16 protein-coding genes are annotated in these 20,355 nt (G+C 34.4%); 5 read left to right on the top strand and 11 right to left on the bottom strand.

The features are described 5' to 3' along the window. Positions 1 to 123: 123 nt before the first annotated feature. Positions 124 to 3,015 (bottom strand): DEAD/DEAH box helicase, encoded by a 2,892-nt coding sequence (locus RTL21_RS21175; protein ID WP_312098857.1) that lies wholly within the window; start codon positions 3,013 to 3,015, stop codon positions 124 to 126. 407 nt (positions 3,016 to 3,422) lie between these two features. On the opposite strand from RTL21_RS21175, the gene RTL21_RS23280 reads away from it, so the two are divergent. The 3 genes from RTL21_RS23280 to RTL21_RS21180 all read left to right on the top strand — a co-directional run bounded on the left by RTL21_RS23280 (position 3,423) and on the right by RTL21_RS21180 (position 4,519). After that, a complete protein-coding gene (locus RTL21_RS23280) occupies positions 3,423 to 3,638 on the top strand; it encodes a nuclease-related domain-containing protein (protein ID WP_396954486.1) in 216 nt (71 codons plus the stop codon). Between the two features lie 238 nt (positions 3,639 to 3,876). Next, on the top strand, positions 3,877 to 4,104 hold the full coding sequence (locus tag RTL21_RS23285) for a topoisomerase DNA-binding C4 zinc finger domain-containing protein (protein ID WP_396954483.1): 228 nt from the start codon (positions 3,877 to 3,879) through the stop codon (positions 4,102 to 4,104). Between the two features lie 28 nt (positions 4,105 to 4,132). Beyond that, positions 4,133 to 4,519, top strand: coding sequence for a hypothetical protein (locus RTL21_RS21180; protein WP_312098859.1), 387 nt, complete (start codon positions 4,133 to 4,135; stop codon positions 4,517 to 4,519). Positions 4,520 to 4,915: 396 nt separating this feature from the next. Here the strand turns inward: RTL21_RS21180 and RTL21_RS21185 are convergent, their stop codons facing one another. The 5 genes from RTL21_RS21185 to RTL21_RS21200 form a co-directional block, all read right to left on the bottom strand. Continuing rightward, positions 4,916 to 5,203 (bottom strand): hypothetical protein, encoded by a 288-nt coding sequence (locus RTL21_RS21185; RefSeq protein WP_312098861.1) that lies wholly within the window; start codon positions 5,201 to 5,203, stop codon positions 4,916 to 4,918. 272 nt (positions 5,204 to 5,475) lie between these two features. Then, on the bottom strand, positions 5,476 to 5,712 hold the full coding sequence (locus RTL21_RS21190) for a PfkB family carbohydrate kinase (RefSeq protein ID WP_396954484.1): 237 nt from the start codon (positions 5,710 to 5,712) through the stop codon (positions 5,476 to 5,478). A 79-nt stretch (positions 5,713 to 5,791) separates the two neighbouring features. Next, positions 5,792 to 6,799: a DUF3231 family protein gene (locus RTL21_RS21195; protein ID WP_312098863.1), complete on the bottom strand. Its 1,008-nt coding sequence runs from the start codon at positions 6,797 to 6,799 to the stop codon at positions 5,792 to 5,794. A gap of 173 nt (positions 6,800 to 6,972) precedes the next feature. Then, positions 6,973 to 7,275, bottom strand: a complete 303-nt coding sequence (locus RTL21_RS23290) for an ABC transporter substrate-binding protein (protein ID WP_396954485.1) — start codon at positions 7,273 to 7,275, stop codon at positions 6,973 to 6,975. Between the two features lie 291 nt (positions 7,276 to 7,566). Continuing rightward, on the bottom strand, positions 7,567 to 8,778 hold the full coding sequence (locus RTL21_RS21200) for a M20 metallopeptidase family protein (RefSeq protein WP_312098864.1): 1,212 nt from the start codon (positions 8,776 to 8,778) through the stop codon (positions 7,567 to 7,569). A 706-nt stretch (positions 8,779 to 9,484) separates the two neighbouring features. On the opposite strand from RTL21_RS21200, the gene RTL21_RS21205 reads away from it, so the two are divergent. Next, positions 9,485 to 11,548 carry a methyl-accepting chemotaxis protein gene (locus RTL21_RS21205; protein ID WP_312098866.1) on the top strand — a complete coding sequence of 688 codons (2,064 nt, stop codon included), beginning with the start codon at positions 9,485 to 9,487 and terminating at the stop codon, positions 11,546 to 11,548. Between the two features lie 91 nt (positions 11,549 to 11,639). Here RTL21_RS21205 and gdhA read toward each other — a convergent pair whose 3' ends face one another. Then, positions 11,640 to 13,022 (bottom strand): NADP-specific glutamate dehydrogenase, encoded by a 1,383-nt coding sequence (gdhA, locus tag RTL21_RS21210; RefSeq protein ID WP_312098868.1) that lies wholly within the window; start codon positions 13,020 to 13,022, stop codon positions 11,640 to 11,642. A gap of 146 nt (positions 13,023 to 13,168) precedes the next feature. On the opposite strand from gdhA, the gene gltC reads away from it, so the two are divergent. Further along, positions 13,169 to 14,080, top strand: coding sequence for a glutamate biosynthesis transcriptional regulator GltC (gltC, locus tag RTL21_RS21215; RefSeq protein WP_312098870.1), 912 nt, complete (start codon positions 13,169 to 13,171; stop codon positions 14,078 to 14,080). A gap of 142 nt (positions 14,081 to 14,222) precedes the next feature. Here the strand turns inward: gltC and ggt are convergent, their stop codons facing one another. From ggt to RTL21_RS21235, 4 genes are all read right to left on the bottom strand, one after another. Then, complete coding sequence (gene ggt / locus RTL21_RS21220; RefSeq protein WP_312098871.1) at positions 14,223 to 15,803, bottom strand: gamma-glutamyltransferase; 1,581 nt, start codon at positions 15,801 to 15,803, stop codon at positions 14,223 to 14,225. Next, on the bottom strand, positions 15,800 to 17,032 hold the full coding sequence (locus tag RTL21_RS21225; protein WP_312098872.1) for an MFS transporter: 1,233 nt from the start codon (positions 17,030 to 17,032) through the stop codon (positions 15,800 to 15,802). The genes ggt and RTL21_RS21225 overlap by 4 nt, the downstream gene beginning before the upstream one ends. A gap of 372 nt (positions 17,033 to 17,404) precedes the next feature. Further along, the gene (locus tag RTL21_RS21230) at positions 17,405 to 19,261 is read right to left on the bottom strand and encodes a glycoside hydrolase family 32 protein (RefSeq protein ID WP_312098874.1); all 1,857 of its coding nucleotides are present in this window, start codon (positions 19,259 to 19,261) and stop codon (positions 17,405 to 17,407) included. Further along, positions 19,251 to 20,273 (bottom strand): carbohydrate kinase family protein, encoded by a 1,023-nt coding sequence (locus tag RTL21_RS21235; RefSeq protein ID WP_312098876.1) that lies wholly within the window; start codon positions 20,271 to 20,273, stop codon positions 19,251 to 19,253. The genes RTL21_RS21230 and RTL21_RS21235 overlap by 11 nt, the downstream gene beginning before the upstream one ends. Positions 20,274 to 20,355 lie beyond the last annotated feature (82 nt).

Consider the following 20,355-nt stretch of genomic DNA (forward strand, 5'->3'; position numbering starts at 1 on the left):
TTTGACACCCCACCAACGGGTCAAACCGTTGATAAATCAACATTTATAGAGGGAGTAGTGTTAGAAATAAGTTAGACAAAACTTTAAACAAATAGTTTACATTGAGTTTAAAGTTTTAATATTTTATTCTTCTACTAAATAATGATAAATATCGTACTGGACAGGCTGTTCAAGTACTAAATTCATCGTAACAACTGATAGTTCATTTCCTTTTCCATCAGGCATTGTTTCATTCTTAGCACTATCCTCAACAATATCCACTTGACCTAAATAATAGAAATCGGTACCTTCGCCATCATCTTTTTTTGTAAATAAATAAATTTTCATTCCTAAATCTTTATAAGATAGTATATTTTTCACTTCATTCGAATCCAGTGTTAAACGATTACGAGTAAACCACCTAAATAGATCACGTGCTAAAAATTCATCTCCATAAGCTTGACTTGTTTCAACCTCATTCTTTTTGTGGTAAGTAACAAAGATTGGACAAGTGTTATGTTTTGCACGGTAACCATAAATAGTTGATGAATCATCATGTGGCCAGTTCAATAAACGACAAACATCTCTCCGCGAATACTTCTCAAATAACTTCATTGCATTTGTTTTATCATACTTTTCATTTTTTACATAAGCACATTTTACGATATCCTCAATAAAGCCTTTGAAATATGAATTTCTAATACTTTCTTGAATTTCTTCATTAAACTGATAGTTCCCATTAATGACTTCAATAATTGGCTTAAATTTATACTTTTTCACATCACTTTGGACATGAAATTTTAGTGAAAAAATGTTCAAAACAGATTGTATTGTTTCATCATCTACATATGTACCGAAATTTTTTAACTTTTGAATATAAGACTCTTGAGACATTGATTCATTAGCAAGTAAATTCTCTATTAAAAGGATTTCGTGAATTCGTTTTCCATTCAAAAACTCTTTTGAAAACATACTTAAAACAGATAGTTCATATTCAGTAAGTGAAGGAATTGACTCTTTCATTTTCAATAAGAAATTAAAGTAGTTATCGGAATAGCCTGCAATTACCTCAGGGTCAATTGAGTTTTGCTCAATAAAATCAAAAAGGGTAGGAATTCGACCTAATCGATTTTTCATTTCTGTAAAAGTATCCCTCAATATTTTTAATGTCGATAGATTTGTATTATTAATAGCCTCAAAAATCTTCTTCTTAGCAATTTCCTCAAAGTTGATAGTCGACACACCTTGTATATAGTTCGTATTTACTGTTCTTCGGCGGACATTATCTTTATTCATAGTTTGATCCCCAGAAAGAGCTATTGGAATTAAATAGTTATTTTTATAGTTTCCGATAAAATCAATAATTGTCACATAATCTTTTGAATCGTGTTTACGCAGACCTCGCCCTAGCTGTTGTATAAAAATAATACTCGATTGTGTTTGGCGAAGCATTACGATTTGATTTAAGAATGGAATATCAATTCCTTCATTAAAAATATCAACCGATAGAATGTATTCGAGTTCACCTCTATTTAATTTACGAATTGCTTCTTCACGCTCTTCTTGCGAATTGTCACCTGTTAACCCGATTGTTTTTAGGCCTTCATGATTTAAGGCAGTAGAAAGCTCACGAACTTCCTCCTTTGAACTACAAAACATTAATCCACGGACATGCTCCCCTGAAAAACCATAATAATTAATCTTCTCAATTATGTGTTTTACACGCTCTGAAGATACTAATTTCCGAAGTTCTGTTGCATCATCAATGGTTTCGCCATCTTTTTCATAATCCAAAACACCAAAATAATGGAAAGGACAGAGCATCCCTTCTTCAAGGGCCGCTTGTAAACGGATTTCATACGCGATGTTGTAATCAAATAACTCATAAATATTGAACCCGTCTGTTCGTTCAGGTGTTGCCGTCATACCAAGTAAAAACTTCGGATTAAAATAATCAATAATTTTCAAATAGGATTCAGAACCTGCCTTATGGACTTCATCTATTAGCACATAATCAAACTGATTTTTCGCAAATTGCTGTAAGTATCCTTCTTTTGAAATAGTTTGAATTGTGGCAAATAAATACTTAACATGCAAATCTTTTGAATTACCTGAAAGAATTCCATAATCATCTTCATGACCTCCGAGAATTTTCCGATAATCTTTCAATGCCTTCTTTAAGATTTGCTCTCGATGTACTATAAATAGCATTTTCTCAGGAGAAAATCTTCGAACATCAAAAGCTGATAAATAAGTTTTACCTGTACCTGTCGCAGAGATAATTAATCCTTTTTGAGCTCCTGTAGCACGAAGCGAGTTTAATTGTTCAAGCGCAGCTGCTTGCATTTTATTTGGTTTAATTGATAAGCTATCAGCAAGAGCATTAGTTAAATAGTCAGCATTTAATTCGAGTGTATTCGAAGCAGCATGCTTAACAAAGGGCTGAAATTTATAATATTGTTTGTACTTAGCAATCCATTCTTCATTTAATAGAATCGCTTCATCCCAAGCATCTTCAAATTGATTTTTAAAATGATTAATAATTTCTCCACTTTCTAAAGAAGTTAAAAATACATTCCACTCGTAGTTTGCTTTTAATGCACTATCTGTTAAATTCGAACTTCCTACTATTAAAGAGAAGTAGTCTTGATGTTCAAAGATATACCCTTTTGCATGGAAACCTTTTTCAGAAGTTAAACGGACTTCCACGTTTTCAAGTTTAAGAAGCTCTTTAAACATTTTCGGCTGGTTAAAGTTTAGAAATGTTGACGTTAAGATGCGACCTTTTATCCCTTTTTGTTTTATATCGTAAAGCATGGTTTTTAAGGTAGCCAAACCACCTTCAGTAATAAAAGCAACAGAAAAAGTAAATGTTTTACACGTTTTTAATTCTTGAAGTAAGGTTGATAAGACATTTTCATGATGCTTATTTGTTAAAAGTTTTGGTTTAAATTGTGCAGAGACTGGTTTGTTTTGATCAATAAATCCTTTATAAAGGGAGTTTTCTATTTTTCTAATCAGTTGCTGTAGCTCCACTAATATTCACTCATTTCATTCAATTTTCATTATTCTTCCTTCACTCGTATTACCTTGTATTCAAAGGTTCCACTGACCCATCCAATAAATATCCATAACCTGAGTTAGTGATTAATTCTTTCTCTATCAGTTGTAAAAGTCCCCTGTCTTGATTGTTTAAAAAATGTATTTCACTTAGTTATAGCTCTATTATTAACTATTATTGACAGTAAGACTAGAAGCGTTTAGTAGAAATTTATATAAAGAAACATATTCCCGAACAAAAATACGTAATTTATCCATTTCTTCCCTCTTATTTGATACAATGGAATTAGAAAAAGCATAGAGGGATTCGATTGAATTGATAGGAATTCTAGCATTTATCGTTATTCTTAAACGATCATTACCAAAATTCAAACAAAGGAACAATAGGCAAAAATAGAATTAATAATCTACTATCAAAACTAGAACATACTACTTTTAAGAGGTGGAATGATCGATACGTGCCTAATCACCAACGAAATATGTCCCAAGTTGATCATGTATTTCTTTCAAAGAACGGTCTATATGTTTTAGAGACAAAAAAATTACCGGGGTGGATATTCGGAAACGAGAAAAGTCAGTTTTGGACACAACATATATAAAAGCAAGGAAAAATTTCGTAATCCAATTTGGTAAAGTTACGGTCATATTCAAGCATTAATAGAATTTCTAAAAGAAGATCTTCCAGAGAATCTACCAATCTATTCAATAATCGGATTCAGTGATGAAGAAAAATTAAAATTTAACCATCTATTGACTGGTGCTTCTGTTATTAATAACAAACAGCTTTTCCTCATTATTAAATAACTGGATTCTCAAGTATTCCAACAACCTTTTGATTTGAATTTATTAGCAAGTAAATTAAGTAGTCTTATCATCACAACTAAAAAATTAAAGAAACAAACTGCAAAGAGTCATGTAAAATGGATTCGAACGGAAGTAAAGGAAAATAATCAAAAAGTAAAACAAAATATTTGCCTTAATTGTGGCAATCCTTTAGTAATACGCAAAGGAAAAAATAGCTCCTTTACTGGCTGTAGTGGATTTCCCAAATGCCGTTTTTACTAGAGCTATTCAAAAATATGAGGAATAAAATTTGAGTACACGTTCAGCTACTGCTAACCATAACAAGGATATTTTGACTAAGGAATGCAAGCTAACACAAGTAGCAAATACCTCTATTTTTAGACAAGGGACTTATTTTGTTTTATCTCCTTCCGTTCAAAACGATCACTGTTGGTTTGATTTACGGAAAGTGAATCTTGTTCAATTTAATAGAGAAGAACAAACAGGCTATCTGTTAATTCGTTTTTTCGATCAATTCCTAGTATGCAATTTAAAAAAGTTTATGAGAAGAATGATTTCAAAAGATAATTCTGTGGAAACTCACGCAAGTGGTGTTCATTGGAAGTTTAATATAATCTATAAAAATGACCAATACATAGTCGTCAATCAAACAGACAAAAGTCGATTTTTGCAATGAAAAAGGTATCGGCTCGAAACTTGAAGAAGAAGTTTAGTCCGGAAAATTTATAAAAGATCAGATCCGTTTACTTAATATTAAAGAAACTGATCTACTAAAAAATATTCATTATCCTATTCGTTCATTCATCTACTACAAAACTTCAAGTCATTCACTACTCCCAAGTACTCCAACAAAAAATGTTCTCCATTTTTATTACTATTTTCTATTACTTTTTATCCTAAAATTCCTGGAAGTAACAAAACCATAGCTAACATGATGAATGGTTGTTGAGTTATCTATATCTGAAATAATAAAATATCCATTTCCCTCTTTTTTAAGTTACTCAAAATCTATCAACCTTTTTTATTGATTTGATTTTTGCACTTTCCTCCTTCAACTCTTGTATTTGCATAGTTATTTATAATGAATAGTTACCTTCTTTAATTCATCCCTATTCTTCAAATGCCGTAATGCGTATTGCCCCATCTTTATCTTATCTGGATGATTATCATATTCTTGTAGATGATCAATATAGTCACCTACTCCATCATTTTTTAGTAGAGTTACTTGTGTAGCAACATAACGTTTCTTCCCTAGCATCCAATGGGGAAATTCATATTCAAAACACTTTCCATCTTTTATAGGATGTGACTTTAATCCAATCGACTGAAGCATTTCATCAACCTCTTGAAAAGTAAGCATTTTGCAATCCTCCATCTGAATTGCAATTACTAATATATAACTTAAAAAGCTATCTTTTTTCCTTTATAATCCGCCATCCATCTTTGAAACAATTTATCTCAAAAAACAAATTACTTTCTTTCCATTATATTATCGTTGATTCACTTAATTCTCATTCAAAAAAGTATCTATCTCTTCACCACTAGGAGATGATTGTCTCCTCCCTAACTCGTGTCACAGCTATAGCGGATGCTGCAATTGCATACTTTAAGCATTCTTCAATCGGCTTGTTATTACTGAACAGCCACAGCAAACGCCACTATAAAAGTATCTCCATCCGCTGTAGTATCAACTGCATCTACATTATATGATTCTGTAAAAATACATTCACCTTGGTTATTATAAAAATACGATCCTTTCTTCCCTAAGGTAATTAATACATTTTTAATACCTGCTTTCACTAGATAACCTACTGCTTTCTTTAGCTGGGATTCATCATTTATATTAATCCTAAAACAAGTATTAGGCACCACAAAAATTCATTTGTCCATTAAGCGAGAATAATCTACAACGGAATTGTTTCGATGACTTCAAAAACGTATAATTCATTTACTTCTCTTTTGCTAGCTTATTCCGGTTAAGTGCCATTGGTGGTTGTTCTAACCAGCCATTATCAATCATTATATTGGCTCCATCCTCAGCATAAGCAAGAATTTCTTGTGTAAGTTGAATATATTTCAGACCTATGTCTCTTCTAGGGCTCATTGCCATTGCTGTCCCATAATAACCAATACTAAGGGCAATTAATGCTGTTACATAAAACATCATTAATTTATCTGAATAAGTGTATGAGGTAGAATCTGTCACCTCTGTTTCCAAAGTCATGGGCTCAGGAAGGTCTTCTTTGGCTAAGATAGAACCAAACACTTGACAGTGCTTTTTAGCTAATTCCTTTCCTCTAAGAAAAAATTGGGTGACCTCTTTTGATTGAGCAACTTGACTAAATCCAATCATAGTAGCTACACCTAATGCATTTCTTTGATAATTAGAATATAGATTAGTTATTTCAGGGCCAGATAACGGACGTTTATCTCCAAAAAAGCCTGTAAGAAAACTTTGTTTCTTGATAAAGTCTACTTCATCAGGTACTGGCAAATAAGGAGCTCTATTATATAGGCCTTTAGATAACAAAGTCTCTTTGATTGCCCTCATTATTTCGGTTAACTGTGAAATGCATTCATTAAAATAGCTATACACATCTGCCCTTACCACTAAAGTTAAATTCACGGCGTAACCCTGTAGAGCAATTTGGGCTGCTGAATGTAAATAGTGCAATACGTAAATATCTGAAAAAAGTTTAGGAGAAGAGAGATCTACATCCATATCTATTTTAAATCCATAAGGAACTGGATATTCTTCCTTTTGAAAAATATCTTCCAACGTTCTAATATTTCCTTTTGTAAAATCCAAAGATTTCTGAAGTAATGACTTCACTTCCTCATCTACTACTTTTTCTAAAAAGTGGTGAAATTTACAATTTATAGCCGTATCATTCATATATGCTCCCCAAATTGAAGTTATCTCTGTGGAAGTCAACTTTATATGCTTTTTATCCAAATATATTCACCTCTCATGAAAAGAATCTATTTTATTATTTGCTAAATATAGAGTTAAAATGCACTATAGAAAAAATTAGATGATATAGCTTTTGTTTTTCGCATAAAAAACTACACCTGCAATTGTTAGTTGTACCTAATAATTGCAGGTGTAGTTAATAAATATGTTTATTTTTATCCATATAACAGTACCTGACACCATAAAAAGTTCCAGGTACTTTTGCTCTTGGACATCCTCTCCATATTGAATATAAATGAGAGATTATTTAAGTTGTTCCCGTCTGACCAATTTGCATTTTTATTTATTTTAATAGTATATGTTTGATTATCTGTTGTTTCAAAGGATTCGGCTAATTTCGGAGTGAATTTCAAGGATTCTGGCATGTCCAGAAGTGAGTCGAACATAAATCCTTCTATGTACTGTGAGGCCACATCTGATGAATTAATTGGGTTAAATGCGATTGGTGGATTTACCATTCCTATAAATAAATTTTTTTCTCGAAAGTATCGGCATTGCTATTTGTTGTGCTGTTGCTGCAGGCAGCCAGTAATAGTGATATAGAAAGCATGATCATTAAAATGCTCCTATTATTAAACAACATGTTGTTCCCCTCCAAAATATTAAGTGTATTACATCATTTAACAATATAAATCAAATAGGATCATGGAGTGATATGACAAGTCTTTTCCATTAACCTGTCATAACATAAATATGATGTTTTTAATCAAAAGCACAGTTTTACAAGTGATTGTAATCAAAACTTTACTTTACTTTACTGAATTAAATGGCTCTATTATTTCCAAAGCATTTTCCACAAGATAATAATGAATAATTGCAAGCATTGCTTTGCCTGCATTTAGCATTACCTTTTCATCAAAGTCAAATTTAGGATGATGATGAGGATATACAGCACCTAAAGCTTCATTTCCTGCTCCAGTAAAGAAAAGCATCCCCGGCTTCTCCTCCAGATAATGAGCAAAATCCTCACTGACTAACAGCGCCGGCACTTCTTCTAGTTTCACTTCTGATAGTGAAGCTTTGATTGTATTTGCAAATATCTCTGTTTCATGCGGATGATTATATACTCCTGCTACTCCATGAAAATAGTTAAATTCATAATCTGCCTTTGAACTTAAACAGATCCCTTTAATCGCATCATGCATTGCTTCCTCTACTAATTGCTGTACTTCTTTTTCGTACGTTCTAACTGTTCCTTTTAATATGGCGGAATCAGCTATTACATTGCTCGCTTCTCCAGCATGAATCGAACCTATTGTTATAACAGCTGTTTTCTGAGGATGAACTCTTCGACTTACTATGTACTGAAGCTGATTAATCAGCTGACCGGCAACAGCAATGGAATCAATCGTATCATGTGGAGAAGATCCATGACCGCCTTTTCCATTAATTTTAATCTCGAATCCATCTCCTGCCGCTGTTGTATATCCTTTCGTATAGGAAATAGTTCCTGTTGGGATTAAACTCCACAAATGATTGGCGAATACCGCATCTATACCTTCTAAACAATTGTCTGCAATCATTTTTCTTGCGCCTCCCCCGCCTTCCTCCGCATGTTGGAAAAGAAGAACGACATTCCCTGCTAATTGATCTCTGTTTTCCTGCAATACCTTTCCCACTGCTAATAGGGTTGCAGTATGCCCATCATGCCCGCATGCATGCATCACTCCGTCTACTTTCGATTTATATGGAACATCTTTTTCATCTTGAATAGGCAATGCATCAAAATCTGCTCTTAATGCAATGGTTTTTCCAGGAAGGGCTCCCTTTATGAATCCGACAATTCCCATACCACCAACATTTGTTTTCTTTTCAATCCCATATTCCGATAATATGGATGCAATCATCTTTGCTGTCTTATATTCTTGATTTGATAATTCTGGATATTGGTGCATATATCTGCGCCATTCTACCATTTTGTCATACATTTTCTCTAACTGTAGATTCCAATTGCCTAGCATATACCTTCCTCCTCTGTGAATATCAAAAAAATAACGCTTGGAAATATTCATTATTTTCTGAATATTAAATTTAAAGTTAGTATACCGCGAAAAAATTTAGAATACAAATTTATTTTACGAAAATCGAAATATTTTTCTTGCTTGCTAGACTATCCTAAATTGCTCCTTCGTATTTATTAAAAGCTCAACGATTAACTATTTTTGGTATTAATGGATAAATGTTATGTATTCTTTAAAAAAAGAGATATTTCCAGCAAAAAAACATGATATTTTATCTATTTATTTTCTATTCATTTGATACAATAGAACTACTGTTTAAAAGAGAAGGATCAATCTAATTGCTCCTAAAAATAAAGGTAATTTACACCAGTTCACTTTATATCAGAAAGGGTAGTAATTAGTGATTAAGGAAATCCATTTGGGATACAGTAAAGAATAGAAGAAAGGAGAAGTTTTTTTATCCGCTTTAGCAAAATTACGGTTATATTCAAGTATTAAAAGCATTTTCCAAAGAAAATCTCCAGAGAATCTACCTATCTATGCAATTATCTTATTTAGTCATGAAGCTTCATGGAAACGGCCTAAATATTATACCGCTTCTCTCCACTATTAATGAACTTGATTCTCAAATATCCATAAATCTTTTAACCTGAATATATAAGCAAATTAAATAGTTTTATCGTTACACGAGAAAGGATCGAACAACATGAAAAACACAAATAGAAAAAGAACAATTCGAAAAAAATCTATACGCACTAAATTAATCGGAGTAATCGGCTTAGCCCTATTGGTTTCTATAATAGGCTCCTCCTCTTTATACTATGCTTATTCAAATACTACGCTGAAAAGTGTATATGAAGAACAAAATGCAGCATCTGCAGATAGTTCAGCTAAAAGCATTCAAATCTTTTTAAGCAAACATGAAAAATCAGTAGAAGAACTATCCTTAAATATTGCAACTGTGTATGATGGTCGCGCAGAAAACGAAACGATTCATGAATTTTTAGAGAATACAAAGGCTCATGATAATTCATTAGTGGCTACCTATTTTATCGATGCAAAATCAGGCAGAATGGATATTGCTCCATGGGTTGATTTTGGAAATGCATTAGATACAAGAGCGTTTAAGGAAACAAAAGAAGCAGATAAAACCCATTGGATGGAAGTATATAAAGATAATGTAACGGGCGCTATGATGACTTCTGTTATCACACCTGTTAAAAAGAACGGTCAGCTTATTGGTGTATTAGGATACGATGTTTCATTGGATGCGATCGGTGATTTAAGAGCACAGTTACAAGAAGGAAGAGAGAATAAATTGATGGTTTTAGATAATGAAGGAGTTATTGTATCCTCTTTCTTAAAAGCAGATGGAAAAAACCTTTCTATTCAGCATAGTGGAAAAATCGCCGACGTAGAAGATTACGTAAAAGATCAAGAATCCTTCCAAAAAGAATTTAATTGGGTAGATACTCTATACACTAAAGATACAATTGATACTACTGCTTCTTTCGAGGGAACTTCTTATCAAGTAAACTCTTCAACGATTAAAGAAACCGGTTGGAAGGTTGTTTCCGTTACTGCTGATAGTGTTATTTCTAGCAAATTAAAAGGAATAAAATGGATTGGGATTACTGTTGGAGTTGGTGGGTTCATTCTCGCTGCTATTATTGCCTATCTTATTTCAAAAATGATTCTTAATTATTTACGAAAGTTTAATGAAGTAACCGAAAAGGCATCCTATGGAGATTTAACTGTATCTTTAAACATTAAGAGCAATGATGAAATTGGTGAATTTGCAACTAATTACAATAAGATGTTAGAAAACATTAGAAATATGACAAAGAAAATTCAAACAGATTTTTCGAAAGTAGATGAAACTTCACAAAGTTTGTATGAGATTGCTTCACAAAATAGTTCGTCCATTGCTGAAGTTACAAGCTCCATAGAAGAAATTGCTACTGCTAATAATCAACAATCTTTAGAAGTAGAGAAAGGCTCCATGGCCATTCAAGATTTAAACAAAAGCATTAATGAATTAGTTGAACAGTCAAGAAGTATAGAGTTTTCCCTTCAAGATGCGAATCAAGGGGTAGAATCTGGAAGAAAAGACGTAACCAATCTTGAAGATTCCTATCGTAACTTAGAAGGTTCCTTATCAAAAGTCGCTCTGATTGTGAATGATTTAAGTGATAAGTCGAAAAATATTTCACAGGTAACAGAGGTCATTAAGCAAATTTCGGAACAAACCAACTTACTATCTTTAAATGCAAGCATAGAGGCCGCCCGCGCAGGGGAGCATGGTCGTGGTTTTGCAGTCGTAGCTAATGAAGTAAGAAATTTAGCAGAACAGTCCAAGTCATCTGCAGAAAACATTCAAAACATCATTTATTCCGTTATTCAAGATACTACCCAAGCAGTTACGATGATGAAGGAAACAAATTTGATTAGTGAACAGCAAAAAGAAGCAGTAAATAATGTAAGTGATTCGATTAATCAGATCACTAATTCGTTAGAAAAAATTGTTAAAGATATTCAGGTATCAAATCAAGCTATCCATGGAATTGATGTACAAAAAGATGTCGTTGGTAGCATGATTGATGAAATCTCAGCCTCTTCTGAAGAAACAACCGCATCAACGGAAGTCATTTTATCTTCCATGGAAGAGCAATCTGCTTCCACTGAAGAAGTAAAACAAAATGTAAAGTCATTAACAGAGTTAGTTAAAACAACTGAATCAGAAATAAGCAAGTTTAAAACGAATAAATAACTAGGAAAAAAGTAGCTGTCGAGAAATCTCGACAGCTTTTACTTTTTTTAAGTGGTTAGCACTTTTTCTATTTTTGCCGAGCAGTATATTCCTAGATAATCCCCTGCTCAATCATTGCATCTGCTACTTTGATAAATCCAGCAATATTAGCGCCTGCAACTAGATTTCCTTTAGTTGCATATTCCTTTGATGCTTTGATACTTTTGCTATAAATATTTTTCATGATATCTTGTAATTTCTTATCTACCTCATCTTGAGTCCAAGCAATTCTAGCACTATTTTGTGCCATTTCTAACGCGGAGACTGCCACTCCTCCTGCATTTGCCGCTTTGGCAGGTGCAAATAACACATTATGATGGATAAAAGTATCAACTGCTTCTAAAGTAGAAGGCATATTTGCGCCTTCCCCTACTGCTCTTACCCCATTGGAGATTAACTTTTCTGCTGATTCTTTGTCCAGCTCATTTTGTGTGGCACATGGCAATGCAATATCGCAAGGAATTTCCCAAATGCCAGTATATCCTTCCTTGTAAATCGCTTCTGGATGCTTATTCACGTATTCAGAGATTCTCTTGTTTTCCACTTCTTTTAATTGTTTCACTGTATCTAGATTAATTCCATTTGGATCATACACATAGCCACTCGAATCGCTGCAAGCTAAAACTTTTGCGCCTAACTGCATCGCCTTCTCCATGGCATAAATAGACACATTTCCTGATCCAGACACAACAACAGTACTCTCTTTAAAGCTTAGCCCCTGACTTTTAAGCATTTCTTCAACAAAATACACTAAGCCGTATCCAGTTGCTTCTTTACGGCCTATGCTTCCACCATATCCGATGCCTTTTCCAGTTAATACGCCTGCTTCATATGCTCCTTTTAATCTTTTATATTGTCCAAACATGTAGCCAATTTCTCTTGCACCTACTCCAATATCTCCAGCTGGCACATCGATATCTGGTCCAATATACTTGCTAAGTTCTGTCATAAAGCTCTGACAAAAACGCATAATTTCTAAATCCGACTTACCCTTAGGATCAAAATCGGACCCACCTTTTCCTCCACCTATTGGCTGACCAGTTAATGAGTTTTTAAAAATTTGCTCAAACCCAAGAAACTTAATAATACTTGCATTAACAGAAGAATGAAATCTTAATCCTCCCTTATAAGGTCCAATCGCATTATTAAATTGGACACGATAGCCACGGTTTACTTTTATATTCCCTTTATCATCTATCCAAGGTACTTTAAAGCTAACCAGTCGATCTGGTTCAAGCATTCTTTCTAATACGGCATGCTTCATATATTTTGGATTTTTTTCAAGTACAGGAACTAAAGAATCGAGGACTTCTTTAACCGCCTGCTGGAACTCCTTTTCGTGAGGATTACGCTCTTGAACTTTACTAAATAAATGGTTCATGTATTCCTTCACGGTTTGTGTTTGTACTTCTTCTGATTTCTCCAGCACTTTCATCCTTTTCAGCCCCTATATCGTTTTAATGTTAGAATATTCTCTTTTCTAAAAGTTGTTTTTATTTTATAATTTTATAATTAATAGTTACAATACTAATTTCGGATTGAATTCATGCGTCAAACGCATGAATGGAAAAGAGTGAAGAAATGGAAATAAGACAAATACAGTATTTTTTAGAAGCTGCCAAAAGAGAGCATATTACAGAAGCTGCTGATGCATTGCATGTGGCACAATCTTCTGTAAGTCGCCAGATTTTTAATTTAGAAGCTGAACTAGGCGTAGAACTTTTTATACGTGAAGGAAGAAGTGTGAAATTAACGCCTCTCGGAAAAGTTTTTTTTGAACGAATGAAACAAGTGTGGGGTATGATGGAGGATGCAAAGAGAGAAGTAGAGGAATCACTCGATCCTGAAAAAGGCACAGTGAGAATTGCCTTCCCTATTAGTATGGCGGCACATACATTGCCTTCTATCATTTATTCATTTCGCATCCGTTATCCAGAAGCTAAATTTCATATGAGCAATGCCCTGTATCACGATCTCATCGATGGAGTGATTAATGGGGAATTTAATTTGGCAATGATTGCACCAATGCCGAATCGAGAAAAAGAAAATAAGATTAAAGGTGCCACATTATTTACAGAAAATATCGTCGCACTTCTTCCTCTTCATCATCCATTAAGTAACCGCAAGAAAATCCAGTTAAGAGATCTAAAAGAGGATCCTTTCTGTGTCTTGCCTGAAGGGTTTGTCTTTCGGGATCAAGTAGTCAAAGCTTGTCACGATGCAGGTTTTTCCCCGCAGATTGCATTTGAGGGAAAAGATATCGATGCCCTTAAAGGATTAGTATCTGCAGGACTAGGCGTTGCCTTAATGCCTGAAATGACTTTGGTAGATAATACACCACGTTCTACCTGTGTCATCCCCCTTTCCGACAACAATCTAACTCGAACAGTTGGTGTCATCTATCCAACCCATCGGAAACTGCTGCCAACCGAATTATTATTTTATCAATTTCTGCTGGAAACATATGAAAGGTTAAATGAGTTTAAGAAGTAAGCTAGCAAAAAAAGAGTGTCTGGCACCGTAAACACACAGTTGACTGGTGACTGACACTCTTTTCAAAGATTTAGTTGATAGAAAAATTGTGGTTTGTCCTTATATGAAAAAGAGCCATCCTCTAAGTTCACTATTCATTATTTTATTTTCCAATTGCAGCTCCATCGCTTCTTGGATCTACACCACCATATAAAAAACCTTGTTCATCTATCATAATAGCATTTGCATGTCCCATAATTCCGTCAAAAGCTTCTACTCGGTTTACAGTATGTCCGGCCATTTTAAGCTTTTCCAAAACTTTTGGCGAAACACGGTTTTCAATTTTTAACTCTTGGGTTCTTTCTCCCCATGTACGGCCCCATACAAACCTCGGCTCACTTATCGCTTTTTGCGGATCAAGTCCATAGTCAAGCATTCTCGTTATCATCAAAGTCTGTGTCTGTGGCTGACCTTCCCCACCTTGTGTACCGTACAACACATATGGTTTATTTTCTTTAAAAGCCATTGCTGGCATCAGTGTATGGAATGTCCGCTTATTTGGCTCCAATGTATTGACATGATAAGGATCAAGGGAGAAAAAAGACCCTCTATTTTGCATGGTAATGCCGGTATCTCCTGCAACGACACCAGAACCAAATTCAAAATACAAGCTTTGAATAAAGGAAACTGCATTCCCGTCCTTATCAACAACGGCAGCATGTGCTGTATCGCTTCCAACAGGGCGAGAACGATAATCTGTTGTATGTTTTAACGAGATGGAATCTGCCATCTCTTTCGCATACTTTTTGCTTAATAGATGCTCCAATGGAATCTCATGAAATGTTGGATCTGTTAGATGCTGATTGCGATCTTGAAAGCTTCGTTTTACCGCTTCTATAACTAGCTGATAATATTCATAGGATTCATAAGGAACGGATGATAAGTCGAAATTTTCCAATATATTTAAAATCATTAAGCCAACAAAGCCTTGTGAATTGGGTGGAGCTTGATACATTGTGTAAGAACGATATGTACTAGATAGCGGCTCACTCCATTCCCCTTTATGGGCGGCAAAGTCAGCTACGGTTAAATAACCGCCCTTTTTCTGCAAGCTAGAAACAATTCTGTTGGCCAGTTCTCCTATATAAAAATCATCTCTTCCATTAGCGCCTAATTGTTTTAACGTATCCGCTAAGTTCTTTTGTATAAACCGTGAAAATTTTTCTGGAACCTTCCCATCTGGGAGAAAAATAGCAGCTGTTTCTTCCATGTTTCTTAGAAACTCCTCATTTTTCACCGTGTTTTCATATTGATCATTAGACAGAGGAAAGCCTTTCTCTGCATATTCGATTGCAGGCTGTAAGACTTCTGCAAGTGCCATGCTTCCGTATTCCTTTAAGATAGCATCCCAGCTGTCCACCATTCCAGGAACAGTTAGAACACTTTCTATTCCACGAAAAGGAATGCTATCTTTTCCATTAAAAACTTCTCTTGTAACATCAGCTCCTGATCTACCGCTTCCATTATAAGCGCGCACTTTCCCTGTCTTTTCCTGGTAAGTCAACCAAAAGGAATCTCCACCAAGACCAGTCATATGCGGATAAACTACGGCTAAACAAGCACTTACAGCAACAGCAGCATCAAAGGCATTACCTCCCTTTTGTAAAATTCGCTCTCCTGCCTGTGATGCTAAATAATGTGGACTAACAACCATTGATTCAGTGCCTACTATTACTTTGTTCAACCTATTATTTCCTCCTTTAATCCGATATTAATCGCAGCTTTATTGTCTTCTTTCACTTTGTCGCTTGTAAATATAAACAATACGGCACCAATGATTAATAATCCTCCTGCAAGGTAAAAGCCAAATTCAAGACTTCCTGTTCTATCAGCAAAATACCCCGTAATATATGGTGCAAATATAGATGAAAGCATACCGCTAAAGTTAAAGAAGCCATAAACTCTGGAATACATAGACTTCGGCGTAATATCCGCCATATACGAAATTAAAACGGGATCTAGCGCTAATTTTCCAAGTAAACCATATAAACATAATCCTACAATTAGTAAAGAATAATTATCTGTATAGGGGATAGCAAATTGACAAATTGCTCCAGCCAATGCGAGCGAGATAATAAGCGGCTTTTTGCTTTTAATTCGATCCGACAAGAAGCCAAATAGAATCGCTCCTGGAATGGAAGCCCAAGGCACTAAAGAAGAAATAATCCCAGTTTGGGAAGCTTCGATATCTCTTGCTGTCTGTAAGTAATAGGGAAGCCATGTTAGCATACCGAAAAATCCATATAGTGAACAAAAGATTAAAATATAGACAAAAATATGATTTTTAGTAAAAATTTTCTTCATCTCTACTTTTTCATATTCAGATTCTATTTTCTTCTCCTTATGTGAATTATCTCGAACAAATATAGCGATTAAAATAGCAACCAAAACAGTAGGGATTGCAAAAATATAAAACGGGAACTGCCAGCCTTTATTTAATGTGTAGGTAAAATAGCTCGAAGACATAAATCCTAAAGAAATACCAAAAGCCATTCCACTATTAATAATGGCTGATACAAGTCCGCGATATTTCTTTGGTGTAATCGTGGAAGAGATGCCATATTGTGAACCATAATAAGTACCTTCACCTAAACCAGTAATTGCTCTCATAATTAAAAACATCGCAAACGTTGTAGAAGCACCACTTAAATATGTACCAACTCCAAAAACGATAAAGCCAATAACTAACACTTTTACTCGTCCAAATCTATCTGCCAAAAAACCAGTAGGAATTTGCATAAAAGCATATGCAGCAAAAAACACGGTAGCCATTAATCCTAATTCGGTTTGATTTAAATTCCATTCTTCTCCAATACTGCCCATTACAGGTGATAGAATATTACGATCTGCATACATAAATACCCAACCTAAAAAGAATAAAAAGATAACTAGTGCTGGATGTGTTTTTTTCATATTGTAATCTCCTTTTCTGAATGTTGAGACAATTGTAGCATGAGAGATAAAATAAAATAGGGTTCTTGTCAGAAAATCTAACATAGTTTTTTCGATAAGAAAACGAATTTAAATAAAATCTTTCAAAACGTTATTATAAGATAGCTTTTGATTACCTTCCGAAACCACTTTCAAAAAAAAGCGTCAGGCACCATAAAAAGACATTTGTCCATAACTAGTGCCTGACACTCTATTCTGAATGCCTTAATTGAAAATGTGTTCTGAAACACACAATTGATAATCTACTATCTTCCTTAGTTTCACCATTTAAAAGCACTTTTCCTTATTCAGGAAAAGTGCTTTTAAAAGAAGTATAATGTTTCAATTAATTTATTATCTTAATACCCTTACTCTTATTTCCTTAGTAAGCTCTGTTTGAGAATGCTTAACCAGTATATTTGTTACTCCCGGTTTTAATGCTTTAACTGAAATGCTCTTCTCATCAACTTCTGTCCTCTCAATTGTGTCTTGTTCTTCTAAGTCCCAAATAAACTGAGCATTAGCTTTGACCCAATCAGGCTTTAAATGAGCATCGATTGTTTGGCTTTCTCCCACTTTAAGCGTTATATATTCAGAACTTACCACAATGCGCTCGACTTCATTTTCTTTTGGTCGTTCCCTCCATGTTGAATATAAATGATAAAAGTCTAGCGACACAATCTTTACTTTTCCACCTTTTGTATACAACTGAATGCCCCCACTAGTAGGTTGAGAATAGATTAAATTGGTAAAGACATATTCTCCGTCATTAATAAACATTTCAATTGAAGACTCATCAACAAAACCTCTAATTGTTATTCGTTTTGTATTAGGGGTAAAAGTAGTTACATGGTTATTACCGAATTGGAATGCGTTTCCATTACGATCAAGTAATGTTTCTAGCCCAGCACGAGACCTGTCTAGGAATATTTTATTCTCATTAGTATTCACACCAATAACAGTGTCTTCACTATCTGATTGTCGAACTCTAATACCAAATTCTTCCACATCATTCCATTCTAGTACTGCTTCAAATTCATAATTAGTACCGGAAAAATCATTAATATTTTGCTCCCCTTCTACTTCTAATGAATCAATAGGAACGTGATTAACACGTAAACTTTCTAATTCATTAATTGGTTCTTGGAATAATTTAATACTTCCATCTTCAACAGTTTTCAATGAAAGTTGACGAGGAATAGACATAGATCCCATCCAGGGTTCAGTTGGAGATTGATAAGGATATCTCCAGTTCGCCATCCATCCTAACCATATTCTACGACCATCTTTTTTTGCTATGTCAGAAAATGATTGAGCAGCATAAAAATCTTGACCATAGTCTGTTGTCAATATTGTTTCCGGAGCATTATCATTAATAAACCGTGTTCCGTCAAATTCACCAATAAAATATTGAGCAGTAGAACCATTGGTTTCATCATTATCTCCAATACTAACATGCAACACCCATTTCTGATTATTCAAATCACCATCGACTGGCAATTCAAATAAATCAGGACATTCCCAAACAGCTACATGGGAGCCTTCTTTATCACCAAATTGACTTTGAAACTCCCAGTCAATCAAATTATCAGAGTTATAGAATGTCACACTTTGATTAGTAGATACAACCATTACCCATTTATTTGTACTTTCATGCCAAAATACTTTTGGATCACGAAAATCCTTTATTCCTGGGTTTGAAATAACTGGATTTCCTTTATACCTTTCCCATGTTCTCCCATTATCTTTGCTATAAGCAACACTTTGAGATTCTCCATCCTCTGTATTTGTATAAATGGCAACTAACCCTGCTTTCCCTCCAAAAAATCCTGTTGAATCATTCCAATCAACAACTGCACTACCGGATAGCGCTTGTCCTAAAGCATCATGTTCTAACGCAACAGGTAAATGCTCCCAGTGTAATAAATCCTTACTTACAGCATGTGCCCAATTACCATTTTTCTGATGGAACAAATGATACTCTCCTTCAAAATAGATAAGCCCATTAGGGTCTGCTAAATTTCCTGTAGGAGTTGAAAAATGATACTGGGGTCGATATAATTCCGTATAATAATCCGAAGTGGCTGCTTCCATCTTCTCTGGTCGTAATGCCTCCAAATTTTCCCCTTCCTTCTCTATTTGATTAATACTACAACCAGTTATTAAAAATATAGTAGATAATACAACTAGTAAGATTCTATTATATGTCAACCTGTTTAGCCCTCCTTTCCCTCCTTTTTACACCAGTTATTTTACTTCCACTTTTTTGATTGGCTAAGATAAATTCTTCTATTTGACTTAGAGTAGGCATGGAAGGTATTCCCCCTTTATTTTTTGCAACGTAAGCTCCCATTGCATTTCCAAAAGTTAAAATTTGCTTCAGGGTCTCTTCTTTTATTTCTAAGTTTAGTAACTTCCTCTTTAATAGTTCGTAGAGAGCTCCAGCAATAAAAGCATCCCCACATCCAGTTGTATCAATAGCTTTTACAGCTATTCCAGGAACAAATACTAAACCATCTTTTCCATATGCATAGCTCCCCTTTTCCCCCATCGTTACAAAAAGCAACTGTAGATTGTACATTTTATATAACTGTTTCGCACCAAGGGAAATTTCCCTTATACCAGTTATAAACTCTAATTCTTCTTCAGAAACCTTTACTATATCTGCAAATTGCATAACTGTTTCGATGTGCTTTTTTGCCTCAACTAAACTTTCCCATAAAAGAGGGCGCAGATTCGGATCAAATGAAATAATCTTATTATGTTCTTTAGCATAATTTAATGCTATTAACGTTGCTTCTCTCGATGGCTCGCTTGTCATGGATATGGAACCTACATGTAATATCCTAGCATTCGAAATGAGAGAAAAATCAATGTCGTTCTTTGACAGCATCATATCTGCTCCAGGTTGTCTATAAAAATCAAATGAGCGATCTCCCTGCTGATCAATATGAACAAATGCTAACGTAGTTTTTACATCTGAATAAGTAATTCCATTCGTTTGAACCCCTTTGTCCTGTAAAGTAGAAACAAGAAGTTCACCAAAGTAATCGCTACCTCTACATCCAATAAATTCTGTTTGCATCCCTAGACAAGATAATGCAACTAGAACATTGCCCGGAGCACCACCTGGATTTGCAACCAGAATTGGAAAGCCTAGTTCATTTGTTCCTTGCGGAGTAAAATCCATTAAAATTTCTCCTAATGCCACTACATCTATCATGTTTATTCACCTACTTAACTAACTTATTTTCAATTAATTTATGAAGAATCAAATACATTTACTTAAGCTATTTATGGATGTA

The sequence above is a fragment of the Niallia sp. genome (assembly GCF_031978665.1).
GTDB lineage: Bacteria > Bacillota > Bacilli > Bacillales > Cytobacillaceae > Niallia.